At 69.5% G+C, this 11,763-nt stretch carries 11 protein-coding genes and 1 tRNA gene; 9 read left to right on the forward strand and 3 right to left on the reverse strand.

The genetic code is table 11. The annotated features are described in order from the left end of the window. Entirely contained in the window at positions 1–1,668 is a 1,668-nt protein-coding gene (locus ACWGQ1_RS04630) for a dipeptide ABC transporter ATP-binding protein (RefSeq protein WP_205828244.1), read from the reverse strand. A 156-nt stretch (positions 1,669–1,824) separates the two neighbouring features. On the opposite strand from ACWGQ1_RS04630, the gene ACWGQ1_RS04635 reads away from it, so the two are divergent. The 8 genes from ACWGQ1_RS04635 to ACWGQ1_RS04670 all read left to right on the forward strand — a co-directional run bounded on the left by ACWGQ1_RS04635 (position 1,825) and on the right by ACWGQ1_RS04670 (position 10,054). Further along, positions 1,825–3,030 carry a dipeptidase gene (locus ACWGQ1_RS04635; protein ID WP_136030679.1) on the forward strand — a complete coding sequence of 402 codons (1,206 nt, stop codon included), beginning with the start codon at positions 1,825–1,827 and terminating at the stop codon, positions 3,028–3,030. Continuing rightward, positions 3,030–4,649 (forward strand): ABC transporter substrate-binding protein, encoded by a 1,620-nt coding sequence (locus ACWGQ1_RS04640; RefSeq protein ID WP_136045768.1) that lies wholly within the window; start codon positions 3,030–3,032, stop codon positions 4,647–4,649. Before ACWGQ1_RS04635 ends, ACWGQ1_RS04640 begins: the two co-directional genes overlap by 1 nt. A 32-nt stretch (positions 4,650–4,681) precedes the next feature. Continuing rightward, on the forward strand, positions 4,682–5,644 hold the full coding sequence (locus ACWGQ1_RS04645) for an ABC transporter permease (protein ID WP_136035917.1): 963 nt from the start codon (positions 4,682–4,684) through the stop codon (positions 5,642–5,644). Then, positions 5,641–6,540: an ABC transporter permease gene (locus ACWGQ1_RS04650; protein WP_136030686.1), complete on the forward strand. Its 900-nt coding sequence runs from the start codon at positions 5,641–5,643 to the stop codon at positions 6,538–6,540. The genes ACWGQ1_RS04645 and ACWGQ1_RS04650 overlap by 4 nt, the downstream gene beginning before the upstream one ends. A gap of 9 nt (positions 6,541–6,549) precedes the next feature. Continuing rightward, complete coding sequence (locus tag ACWGQ1_RS04655; protein WP_206251110.1) at positions 6,550–7,728, forward strand: M24 family metallopeptidase; 1,179 nt, start codon at positions 6,550–6,552, stop codon at positions 7,726–7,728. Positions 7,729–7,753: 25 nt separating this feature from the next. Next, positions 7,754–8,653 carry an alpha/beta fold hydrolase gene (locus tag ACWGQ1_RS04660; protein ID WP_452312451.1) on the forward strand — a complete coding sequence of 300 codons (900 nt, stop codon included), beginning with the start codon at positions 7,754–7,756 and terminating at the stop codon, positions 8,651–8,653. A gap of 23 nt (positions 8,654–8,676) precedes the next feature. Further along, positions 8,677–9,678 (forward strand): Lrp/AsnC family transcriptional regulator, encoded by a 1,002-nt coding sequence (locus ACWGQ1_RS04665; protein ID WP_240744543.1) that lies wholly within the window; start codon positions 8,677–8,679, stop codon positions 9,676–9,678. A gap of 91 nt (positions 9,679–9,769) precedes the next feature. After that, a complete protein-coding gene (locus ACWGQ1_RS04670) occupies positions 9,770–10,054 on the forward strand; it encodes a hypothetical protein (RefSeq protein ID WP_136030694.1) in 285 nt (94 codons plus the stop codon). Between the two features lie 64 nt (positions 10,055–10,118). Here the strand turns inward: ACWGQ1_RS04670 and ACWGQ1_RS04675 are convergent, their stop codons facing one another. After that, complete coding sequence (locus ACWGQ1_RS04675) at positions 10,119–10,304, reverse strand: hypothetical protein (RefSeq protein WP_136030696.1); 186 nt, start codon at positions 10,302–10,304, stop codon at positions 10,119–10,121. A gap of 144 nt (positions 10,305–10,448) precedes the next feature. After that, a tRNA-Ala gene (locus tag ACWGQ1_RS04680) sits at positions 10,449–10,524 on the reverse strand. A 134-nt stretch (positions 10,525–10,658) separates the two neighbouring features. Here ACWGQ1_RS04680 and ACWGQ1_RS04685 point away from each other — a divergent pair. Beyond that, positions 10,659–11,729 carry an NAD(P)-binding domain-containing protein gene (locus ACWGQ1_RS04685; RefSeq protein ID WP_206251112.1) on the forward strand — a complete coding sequence of 357 codons (1,071 nt, stop codon included), beginning with the start codon at positions 10,659–10,661 and terminating at the stop codon, positions 11,727–11,729. Positions 11,730–11,763: the final 34 nt, after the last annotated feature.

Consider the following 11,763-nt stretch of genomic DNA (forward strand, 5'->3'; position numbering starts at 1 on the left):
TCAGGCCGACAGCCGCGTGCGTCGCTGGAGCATGCCCCGCTCGGCGCGCGTCTGCGGCGGGATGGCCGACAGCAGCGCCTGCGTGTACGGGTGCGCGGGGTGCCGGTAGACCTCCTCCGTGTCGCCGACCTCGACCATGTCGCCGAGGTACATCACGGCGACGCGGTCGGCGATGTGCCGCACGAGGGACAGGTCGTGCGCGATGAACACGATCGACATGCCCAGACGCTCGCGCAGCTCGCACAGCAGGTCGATGATCTGCGCGCGGATGGAGACGTCGAGCGCCGACACCGGCTCGTCGCACACCAGGACATCGGGGTCGAGCGCGAGGGCGCGGGCGATGCCGATCCGCTGTCGCTGTCCGCCGGAGAACTGGTGCGGGAAGCGCGAGGCCATGTCGGGGTCGAGGCCGACCAGTTCGAGCAGCTCGGAGACCCGCTCGCGGCGTGACGCCGGGGTGCCGGTGCGGGTGGCGGCGAGCGGCTCGGCGATGATCTGCTGCACGGTCATGCGCGGGTTCAGCGACATGTACGGGTCTTGGAACACCATCTGCACGCCGCGGCGCAGCACCTTGCGGTCGCGCAGCCGACCCCGCGTCACGTCCTGGTCCCGGTAGCGCAGTGTGCCGGCGTCGGGGGAGTCGAGGCCGACGAGCATGCGCGCCAGGGTGGACTTGCCGCTGCCGGACTCGCCGACGATCGCGAGGATCTCGCCGCTGCGCAGGGAGAGGTCGACGCCGCCGACGGCCGTGACGCGGTGTGCGCGTCGTCCGCTCCCGGAGCGGAACGTGCGCTCGAGTCCTCGTCCCTCCAGGATCGGCGCGGAGCCGTCATCGTCCGCCGCGGCGCTCACGTCCTGCGGCATCGAGTCGAGCAGCTGCAGCGTGTACGGATGCCGGGGTGCGGTGAGCACGTCGTCCGCCGGACCTGACTCCACGATGCGCCCGGTGCGCATCACGGCGACCCGGTCGGCGACCTCCATCACGACGCCGAGGTCGTGGGTGATCAGGAGGACGCCCATGCCGAGGCGGTCGCGCAGCGACAGCAGCAGGTCGAGGATCTGCGCCTGCACCGTGACGTCGAGGGCGGTGGTCGGCTCGTCGGCGATGATCAGGTCGGGGTCGAGCGCGATCGCCATCGCGATCAGGATGCGCTGCCGCTGTCCGCCGGAGAACTGGTGCGGGTAGTCCCGGACCCGCTTCTCCGGGCTGGGGATGCCGACCAGGGTGAGCAGTTCGACGGCGCGCGCCTCGGCTTCGCGACGACCGACGGGCGTGTGCGCGCGGATCAGGTCGATGATCTGGTCGCCGATGCTGAGCACGGGGTTGAGTGCGGAGAGAGCGTCCTGCATCACGAGGCTCACCCGGACGCCGCGCAGGCGCCGATGCTGCTCCGGCGTGACGGTGAGCAGGTCGGTGTCGCCGAGGGAGAGGGTCGCGGCCTCCACGGTGCCGTTGTCGATGAGGCCCATGATCGCGCGCGCCGTCATCGACTTGCCGGAGCCGGACTCGCCGAGCAGCGCGAACACCTCGCCGCGGTGCACGGTGAGGTCGATGCCGTCGACCACGCGCTGGGGTCCGCGCGAGCCGTCGAGGGTCACGGTGAGGCCGCGGACGTCGAGGACGACGGTGTTCTCGGGGACGGATGTGTTCTCCATGGATGACATCATGCCAGCATCCTGGCGCTGAATTGTTTCGAACAGGAAACATCTCGGCCGAAAATCATCACAACAGTTGACTTTCGCGCCGGAATCGTCGAGATTCGAGGAAATCTCCCGCTCGACGAACGGGAGGCCACTCCCGTATCGACCCGAAGGAGCGCATCCGTGCTCGAACAAGCAGACCGCTACACCGGCTACACCGCGTACGACTACCTGGAAGCCGGCAAGGACTACCGCGAGTTCCGCTACGCCAAGCAGATCGGCCGCGTGCCGGCGTACGACCTCGGCCTCAGCGACGCGCAGAAGGAGCGCACCGAGCGCCTCCTCCGCGAAGAGACCGTGATCTCGCTGCACGAGCACGTGCAGGTCTTCCCCGAAGACATGGGCGAGCTGCGCGACCACATCCGCCAGGGCCGCGAACCCACCGGCTACCAGGGCCTCGCCCGCTCCGGTCTGACCGCGGTGTTCGACAACGGCATGGACGGCACCTGCTGCATCTCCAGCGACGCCGGGTGGAAGTACCAGGACGTGCTGTTCGACCTCGGCGTGCGCATGGCCGACCTCGCGCACCAGGACTTCGTGATCAAGGCCGAGTCGATCAAGGACATCCGGTACGCCGCAGAGACCGGCCGCGTCGCGCACATCTTCGCGCTCGAGGCCGCGACCATGATCGAGAACGAGGTCGACCGGCTCGATGTGCTGTACGGCTTCGGCGTCCGCCAGATGGGCATCGCCTACTCCGAGGCGAACATGCTCGGCGGCGGCCTCAAGGAGCGCGGCGACGGCGGACTCACCTACTTCGGCGAGCGCGCCGTGGAGCGGATGAACAAGCTCGGCATCGCGATCGACATCTCGCACTCGGGTGACCAGACGTGCCTCGACGTGATCGCCCACTCCACCAAGCCGGTCTTCATCACCCACGCGGGCGCCCGCGGACTGTGGCCGACGAACCGCATGAAGACGGACGAGACGATCATCGAGTGCGCCAAGCGCGGCGGGGTCATCGGCATCGAGGCCGCACCGCACACCACCATCTCGCCCCAGCACCCGAAGCACTCGCTGGAGTCGGTCATGGACCACTTCCAGTACTGCGTCGACCTGGTCGGCCTGGAGCACGTGAGCTTCGGACCCGACACGCTGTTCGGCGACCACGTGGGCCTGCACGACGCGTTCTCCTCGAACCTGTCGCTGGGTCAGGCGCACGCCAACGTCGACTACGAGAAGCAGCCGTACGTCGACGGCATCGAGAACCCCGCCGAGGCCTTCTACAACATCATCGGCTGGCTCGTGAAGCACGACTACTCCGACGACGAGATCCGCGCGGTCGTCGGCGGCAACACCATGCGCGTCCTCGAGGAGGTCTGGGTCTGATGAAGCACAACACGTTCCTCGCACTCGGTGCGGCCGCGGTCCTCGCCGTCGGCCTCGCCGCGTGCGCCCCCACGGCACCCGAGCCGGGGGAGTCGTCCGCCGCGACCGGGCCGAGCGATGAGACGCTCAGCATCGGTACGACGACCGACGTCGTGAACTTCAACCCCGTGCTCGGCAACAGCCGCACGGACTCGTGGGTCACCAACCTGATGTACCCGCACCTGCTGAGCATCAGCGACGACGGGACCAAGGAGGCGCACGTCGCCACCGAGTGGGGCTACGTCGACGACACCACCGGGTTCTACGAGATCCGCGACGACCTGACCTGGAGCGACGGCGAGCCGCTCACGGCGGAGGACGTCGCGTGGACGCTGAACGCGGTCAAGCGCGACCAGGCGCCCGGCACGTTCTACGGCCAGCTGGGCAACCTCGACACCGCGACCGCGGTGAGCGACACCCGGGTCGAGCTGACGCTCACGCAGCCCGACTCGTCGATCATCGACGAGATCGGCTTCTGGGGTGTCGTCGTGCCGCAGCACGTGTTCGAGCCGAAGGGATCGATCGCGGAGTTCGCGAACGACGGCAGCGACGGCGGCTGGGTGGGCATGGGCCCGTTCATCATGACCGACTTCCAGGTCGGCCAGCACTACACGCTCGAGCGCGTGGAGGACTACCCGCTGGTCGACGGCGGCGTCCCGGGACCCGCCGAGGTCGTGTACCGCGTGTACCCCGACGTGAACACCGAGATCCTGGCGCTGCAGAGCGGCGAGATCGACGTGATCGCCAATGCCCTCCCGCCCGCGCAGGTCGAGCAGCTGAAGGGCACCGACGGACTGCAGGTGATCGAGGCCGCCGGTCTCGGCTACGCGCACCTCGTCTACAACATGGAGAAGCCCGACCTCGCGAAGACCGAGGTGCGCCAGGCGCTCGCCCACGCGGTGGACTACGAGGCCATCCGCACGGTCGTCCTGCAGGGGCAGGCCGTCTCCACGGGTTCCAGCGCCCTGATGCCGGTGCTCGCGAAGTACTACGACGACTCCGTCACCGAGTACGAGTTCGACCCGGAGAAGTCGCGCGAGCTCATGGAAGACGCCGGGTACACGGCGAACGCCGACGGCATGTTCCCCGTCTCGTTCCGCCTGATCTACTCGCTGCAGGACAGCGTGACCAGCCAGTGGGCGCAGATGGTGAAGGACAGCGCGGCCGAGGCCGGCATCACGATCGAGCTGCAGGGCACGGAGCGCAACACCTACCTCTCCATGACCAACGAGGGCGACTACGACATCTACGCCGGCAACTTCGCCATCATGGACGACCCGGTGACGAACTTCGCCCTGTCGTACCTGCCCGGCGGCGCGATCAACTACACCCACGTCGACGACCCCGAGCTGAACGCACTGATCGAGGAGGGCATGGTCACGTTCGACGAGGACGACAAGATCGAGATCATGCGCAAGGCGAACAAGATCGTGCACGAGCAGGTCTACGACAACATCATGTACACGCAGAACCTGTTCTTCGCCGCGAGCGACGAATGGTCCGGCTTCATCTCCAAGCCGAGCGAACTGCTGTCGATCGTGAACCCGCTCTCGCTCGCGAGCGCGCACCCGGTCGAGTAAGAAAACCCCCACTCTCGAGGAAGGTCGCCCGGGTGTCCCGAGCATCGTTCATTCTCCGTCGCGCAGGTCGAGGTCTGCTCACGATCTGGTTCGCCGTGACCGTGACGTTCCTGCTCCTGCGTCTGCTGCCCGGCGATCCGGCCCTTGCGCTGGCGAGTCCGAACATGACGGAGGACATCCGGGCGACCATCCTCGAGCAGTACGGCCTCGATCAGCCGCTGATCGTGCAGTACGGCCTGTACATGTGGCAGCTGCTGCAGGGCAACCTCGGCATCTCCTTCACGCAGTCCATCCCGGTGACCGACGTGCTGCTGCAGCGGCTGCCGTGGACGCTGCTGCTGACCATCACCGCGCTCGTCCTCACGATCCTGATCGGGGTGCCGCTCGGCGTCGCGGCCGCCTCGCACCGGGGTCGCTTCATCGACAGGGCCGTGCAGGTGCTCGGCGTGACCGGGCAGTCTCTGTTCGTGCCGAGCGTCGCGATCCTGCTGCTGTTCGTGTTCGGGCTCAACCTCGGCTGGTTCCCCATCGGCGGCGCCTACACCAACAACACCTACGGCTTCGAGTGGTACCTCAGCGTCGCGCAGCACCTCGTGCTCCCGGCGGTGTCGCTCATGCTCATCCAGGTCGGCTCCTACGTGCTGACCATGCGCTCCACCCTCATCGAGACGCTCGGCGAGGACTACATCCTGCTCGCGAAGGCGAACGGCCTCCGCGGCCGCCGCATCCTGTGGAAGCACGCGCTGCGCAACGCGCTGCTGCCGACCACGACGCTGATCGGGCTCCAGCTCGGGTTCCTCGTCGGCGGGGCGGTGCTCACCGAGACCGTCTTCGCCTACCCGGGCATCGGCCGCGGCATCTACGAGGCCGTCACGCAGCTCGACTTCCCGGTGCTGCAGGGCGCATTCCTCATGCTCGCCATCACCGTGGTCGTGGCCAACACGGTCACCGACATCATCTACGGCTACCTGGACCCGAGAGTGAAGACCGCATGACCGCTCCGCTGCCCTCCACCGAGAACCTCGTCCCCAGCGAACCGACCGCGGCCGGCAGCGAGCGGGCCAGCGCGCACACCTGGCGCGCCTTCCGCCGCGACCCGCTCGGCATGATCTCGCTCGGCCTGCTGATCCTGCTCGTGATCGTCGCCCTCGCGGCGCCCCTGATCGCCCCGTACCCGGCGAGCTACGGGCCCGACGTGCTGCGCCCGCCGAGCGGGGACCACTGGTTCGGCACCGACGCGCTCGGCCGCGACGTGTTCTCCGAGGTCATCTGGGGCACGCAGCAGAGCGTGCTGGTCGCCGTGGCCGCCTCGGTGATCGCGATCGTCTTCGGCACGATCATCGCGGTGATCGGGGCCTACTTCCGCAAGCTCGACAGCATCATCAGCGTGATCGTCGACATGACCCTGTCGCTGCCCGTGCTGCCGCTGATGATCCTGATCGCGGCGCTCGTGGGGCCGAGCACCTCGACGATCATCTTCGTGGTCGCGGCGTTCTCGTGGCCCGAGGTCACCCGACTCGTCCGCTCCCAGGCGCTCACGGTCGTCGGGCTGCCGTACGTCGACGCGTCCCGGCTGATGACGACCTCTCCGCTGTGGATCATCACGCGGCACGTGCTGCCCGCGGTGACCCCGGTGGTCGTGGTCTCGGTCGTGGTGACCGCGTCGCGGGCGGTGCTGTCGGCCGCGGGGCTGGCGTTCCTCGGACTGGGCGACCCGACCACGTGGTCGTGGGGCCGCATCCTGTACGAGGCACAGCAGGCGGGCGCCATGGTGAGCGCGTGGTGGCTGACGCTGTTCCCCTCCATCGCGATCCTGATCCTGGTGCTGTCGGCCACCCTCCTGTCCATCGCCTACAACGACGCGCGCAACCCGCGCCACCTGTCCCGCTAGGAGCACCGCATGACCGTCTTCGATCAGCGCCTCGCGCCGGAGTTCTTCGACACCGTGCAGCAGCGTGTCCGCGAGCGGATGGGGGAGGAGGGCTTCGACGCCTTCCTGACCGATCACCCCGAGGACATCGCGTACCTCACCGGCTTCTTCCACCACCCGTCCGAGCGGCCGGTCGCGATCTGGGTCGAGGCGGGAGGGCGTGTCGTGATGCTGCTGCCCGAGCTGGAACGCGAGTACGCGCAGTCGCAGTCCGCGCGCGCCGAGCTGGTCGCGTTCTTCGAGTTCCCGGGGGTCGTCCCGCCGTTCCAGGTGCTCGCCGACGCGGTGTCGCCGCGCGGCAGGGTCGGTTTCGCGACCACGATGCCGTATCAGCGCCTGGCCGCCGCCCGCGCCGCGATGCCGCACGCCGAGCTCGTGCCGTCCGACCTGCTCACCCGCACCCGATACGTGAAGTTCCCGGAGGAGGTGGTGCTGCACCGCGAAGCCGCCCGCATCACCGACCTGATGCTGGAGGCCGGGGTCGCACTGGTGCGCGAGGCCGTCGCGGCGGGCGGAGAGCTGCCCACCGAGGCCGAGCTGGAGCGGCACGTGACCTCCGCCGGCACCCGTGTCATGTATGCCGAGCACCGCAACGTGGTCGTGGCCTCGCTGCTCGCGGGCGGTCTGGTGTACTCCGGCGCGAACTCCGCGTTCCCGCACGGGCTGCCGTCGGTCAACCGGCTCCGGGCGGGGGACACCTTCATGCTCTCGCTCGGCTGCGCCGTGGGCGGCCGCTTCATCGAGGGCGAGCGCACGTTCGTGCTCGGGGAGCCCACGGCCGAGCAGCGCCGCTACCACGACACGATCCGCGACGCCCAGCGCGTGGGCCGCGAGACCATCCGCGCGGGCCTGGAGTGCCGCGAGGCGAACCGGCTGTGCCTCGACGTGATCCGCGACGCCGGGCTGGGCGAGTTCATCCGGCACCGCCAGGGGCACGGCATCGGTCTGGGCATGCACGAGGCGCCGTGGCTGGAGGACGGCGACGCCACGCTCCTGGAGGCGGGCATGGTCGTCTCCAACGAGCCGGGCATCTACGTGCCGGGGCACGCCGGGTACCGCATCAGCGACAGCATGCTCGTGACCGCCGACGGCGCCGAACCCCTGACCACCTATCCGCGCAGCCTCGACGAGTGCACCATCGCGCTCTGAACGCCTGTTGAAGAAAGAGGACGACATGACATCCACCCCCGACGTCTCCCCGGAGTTCGCCGCCGCCACGAGCGACCACCAGTGGGTCGAGATCAACGGCAACCACCTGGCCGTCGAGGTGCTCGGCCCCGAGGGCGCGCCCGTCATCATCACCCACCACGGAGCCCCGGGGCTGGGGTCGCGTGCCGAGCCGCGCGCGAGCTTCGGCCGGCTCGCCGACGAGTACCGGGTGGTCGTGTTCGACGCCAGGGGCAGCGGCCAGAGCGAGGGGAACGGCACCTACAGCCACGAGCAGTGGGCGGCCGACATCGACGGTCTGCGCGAGTGGATCGGCGCGGAGAAGATCGTCATGGCCGGCGGCTCCTACGGCGGCTTCATGACCATGGAGTACGCGCTGCGCTACCCCGACCGCGTGGCCGCGCTCGTGCTGCGCGACACCTCCCCGGACAACTCCAACGCGCACCTGGCGCGCGAGAACGCCCTCGCCTCCGACCGGGTCGACATCGACATGGAGAAGTTCGACCGCATCGACCTCGGGCAGGTGCGCGACGACGAGGACCTCAAGGACTGCTGGCGGGAGATCCTGCCCCTGTACGACTTCGTCTACGACCCCGAGGCGGTCGAGCGGAAGGTGCAGGCGACGCCCTACCGCTACCGGGCGCACAACTACGCCTTCTCCGTGAACCTGCCGGACTACGACCTGAAGCCGCGGCTGCCCGAGATCGCAGTCCCGACACTCATCACCGTGGGCCGGACCGACTGGATCACGCCAGTATCGTGTAGCCAGACGATCGCCGATCTCATCCCGGACTCCGAGATGGTGGTGTTCGAGAAGTCGGGGCACTCCCCGCAGATCGAGGAGGCAGAGGCGTGGACGGAAGCGGTGCGCACGTTCCTGCACCGGGTGTACCCGCCGACCCGATGACGAGCGTTCCACTGACGAGAGAAGTGAGCGATCTCGACCGGAGGATCGTCGTCGCACTTCAGCAGGACGGACGCGCGAGCTGGACGTCGATCGCCGAGTTCGCCGGCGCGTCCGTCTCGACGGTCACCCGGCGCGGGCAGCAGCTGCTCGCCGAGGGTGTGGTGAGCGTGGGCATCGTGCCGACCCTGGGCAGCGAGGGGCACGTGGAGACGTTCTTCGTGCGCATCAACTGCACCCCCGGGTCGCAGCTGAGCGTCGCGCAGGCGCTGATCGGCTCCCCGTACGTGCGGTTCGTGACCCTGGTGACCGGCAAGTTCGACGTGTTCGCGGAGGTCGTGATCCCGGGGGACTCGGCGACCTACGCGCACGTGCTCACGGATCTGCAGGCCATCCCCGGCGTGGAGCGCTGGCGCAGCGACCTCGTCGTGCACACGTACAAGGTGAGCTTCGACTGGGGGCGTCAGCTGTACGACTCGCACGCCGAGGCCGCCAGCGACCCGAAGTCGTACATGCCGGCACCGAACACGTGCGACCCGACGCACTTCGACGACGCCGACCGGGCGATCGTCGCGGAACTGCGCTACAACGGACGGGCGTCGTTCCAGTCGATCGCCGATGCGCTCGACATGAACGAGAGCAGCGTGCGGCGCCGGTACGAGCGGATGCGCAGCGCCGGCTGCCTCACGACCGTGACGATGGTGCCCGCGTCGGCGCTGGGCATGAGCGCGGAGACGCTGCTGATGCTGCGGGTCGAGCCGTCGCGCATCGCCTCGGTGGCACAGACGCTCGCGCAGCACGTGTCCGTGCGGTTCCTCGCGGCGGCGCTGGAAGAGAACTCGCTGTACTGCGAGATCATCCTGCCGAGCACCGAGACCCTGCACGACTTCCTCACCGGGACGATCGCGCACCTCAAGGGCGTGCGCGGATGGAACGCCGCGATGGAGCTCGTGTTCATGAAGCGCGGGTTCATCGAGACTCCGTGGTGGCGGGCGCAGGTGGCCTCCGCGGGCGGGCTCGACACCTAGTCCTGCACTTCGACGGTCAGGTGTCAAGGGCCTACCCTTCCGTGCCCGCAGGGCGCACCCTCCTTATAAGAGAGTCCTGGAGGGCCCCCAGATGTCCGACATCCCCGATCCCCGTTTCGTGCTCCACCGCATCACGCCGTCCGAGTGGGTGATCAACGACCTGCGCTATCCCCAGAACGACCCGCGCCACGTCGTCGCCTGCGTCTACGAGCTCGCCGACACCGAGGTCGAGGTGACGTGGCTGCGCGACCTTCCGCTCGCGATCCGCTACGGCACCGCGTTCGAGGTTCTCGAAGAGGTCGAGCGGATGCAGGGGGCGAGCCGGGCCACGCGCCCGATCGCGATCCCGCACCGCCCCCCGCTGCTGGCGACGTGAGCGCCGCAGCGCGGAGAGAAGGGCACCACCTCGGTCGAGGCGGTGCCCTTCTCTCGTCCGGCGGTCAGGCGTCGTCGCCGTCGACGTCCGCCGTCGTGGCGGCGCGGTCGGCCTCGGCGCTGTCGATCTGTGCGTCGTCGGCATCCTCGTCGAGCACGCGTTCGCCGTCGACCTCGCGCGTGGGCACGTCTTCCGCGTCACCCTCGGCGAACGGCGGGACGGGCGGGATCGGGGGAGTCGGGTTGGACATGGGGCATCCTTTCGTCGGCGGATGGGACCTGTCTACGTCGACGCGGGGGGCTTCGCGAGACGGTTGACGCTCGCGCGCTGCGGCGCTAGCCCCGTGCAACCTCACCGGAAACGAAGAAATCCCGCGATCTCTCGCGGGATTCTCTGGTGGACCTGAGGGGACTCGAACCCCTGACCCCCTGCATGCCATGCAGGTGCGCTACCAGCTGCGCCACAGGCCCAGAAGCCGCTCCTCATCTGCCGGAGCAACTCGAACAGCGTACTACACGAAGCGACACCGGCACCAATCGGGGCGGGCAGCCCGGGCGCGTCGCCGGGGTGGAACAACCGCGGCTCTCCGGGCGTTCCTGACAGCGTGAGCATTCTCGACAGCCTGGTGATCGGTGCAGGGCAGGCCGGCCTCTCGGCGTCGTACCACCTGACCCGGCTCGGGATCCCGCACGTGGTGCTCGACGCCGACGAGCGACCGGGCGGCGCCTGGCAGCACCGCTGGGACGCGCTGACCATGAGCGACGTGCACGGCGTCGCCGAGCTGCCGGGCGACACCCCGCCCGCGCGCGACCGACGTCGAGCCAACCAGGCGGTGCCGGAGTACTTCGCGGCCTACGAGCGCGCACACGACCTCCCCGTTCTGCGCCCCGTGCACGTGCGTCGCGTGGACGACCACGACGGGCTGCTCGTGGTGCAGGCACCGGAGGGGGAGTGGACGAGCCGCACGCTCGTGAACGCGACCGGCACCTGGACCCACCCGTTCGTGCCGCACGTGCCCGGCATGGAGACCTTCCTCGGCGAGCAGCTGCACACGGTCGACTACCCGGGACCGGAGCACTTCCGAGGCCGCCGAGTGCTCGTCGTGGGCGCGGGCGCGTCCGCGGTGCAGTTCCTCGGCGCCCTCGCCCCGATCACCGAGACGCTGTGGGTCACGCGGCGACCGCCCGTCTGGCGCAGCGACGACTTCACCCCCGAGGCAGGGGCCGCGGCGGTCGCGCTCGTCGAGCAGCGCGTCGCGGCCGGGCTCCCACCGCGGAGCGTCGTCAGTGTGACCGGGCTGATGCTGCGTCCGCAGGAGCGCGAAGCCGAGCGGCTCGGCGCCTATGCGGACCCTCGGCCGCTGTTCGCACGCATCGAGCCCGACGGCGTGCGCTGGGCCGACGGCTCGTTCGAGCGGGTCGACGTGATCCTCTGGGCCACCGGGTTCCGGCCGGCGATCGGACACCTCGCGCCGCTGCACCTCCGCAGCGCGTCGGGCGGCATCCAGCTCGACCGCCGCGGCCGCGGCACGACCGCGGTCGCCGACCCTCGCGTGCAACTCGTGGGATACGGTCCCTCGGCCAGCACGATCGGCGCGAACCGCGCGGGGCGCTCGGCCGCGAAGGGCGTGCAGCGGGCGCTGGCCGCCACACCGGTTCCCGTCGCGACCGGCTGAGGGCGCGTCCGACGCAGAGCGGCCGGGCTTCTCG

This window comes from Microbacterium sp. NPDC055599, assembly GCF_053618975.1.

Coding starts and splice junctions, on each gene's coding strand:
- ACWGQ1_RS04630 (WP_205828244.1), bottom strand. CDS start 1,668: ATGATGTCATCCATGGAGAACACATCCGTCCCCGAGAACACCGTCGTC.
- ACWGQ1_RS04640 (WP_136045768.1), top strand. CDS start 3,030: ATGAAGCACAACACGTTCCTCGCACTCGGTGCGGCCGCGGTCCTCGCC.
- ACWGQ1_RS04650 (WP_136030686.1), top strand. CDS start 5,641: ATGACCGCTCCGCTGCCCTCCACCGAGAACCTCGTCCCCAGCGAACCG.
- ACWGQ1_RS04655 (WP_206251110.1), top strand. CDS start 6,550: ATGACCGTCTTCGATCAGCGCCTCGCGCCGGAGTTCTTCGACACCGTG.
- ACWGQ1_RS04660 (WP_452312451.1), top strand. CDS start 7,754: ATGACATCCACCCCCGACGTCTCCCCGGAGTTCGCCGCCGCCACGAGC.
- ACWGQ1_RS04670 (WP_136030694.1), top strand. CDS start 9,770: ATGTCCGACATCCCCGATCCCCGTTTCGTGCTCCACCGCATCACGCCG.
- ACWGQ1_RS04675 (WP_136030696.1), bottom strand. CDS start 10,304: ATGTCCAACCCGACTCCCCCGATCCCGCCCGTCCCGCCGTTCGCCGAG.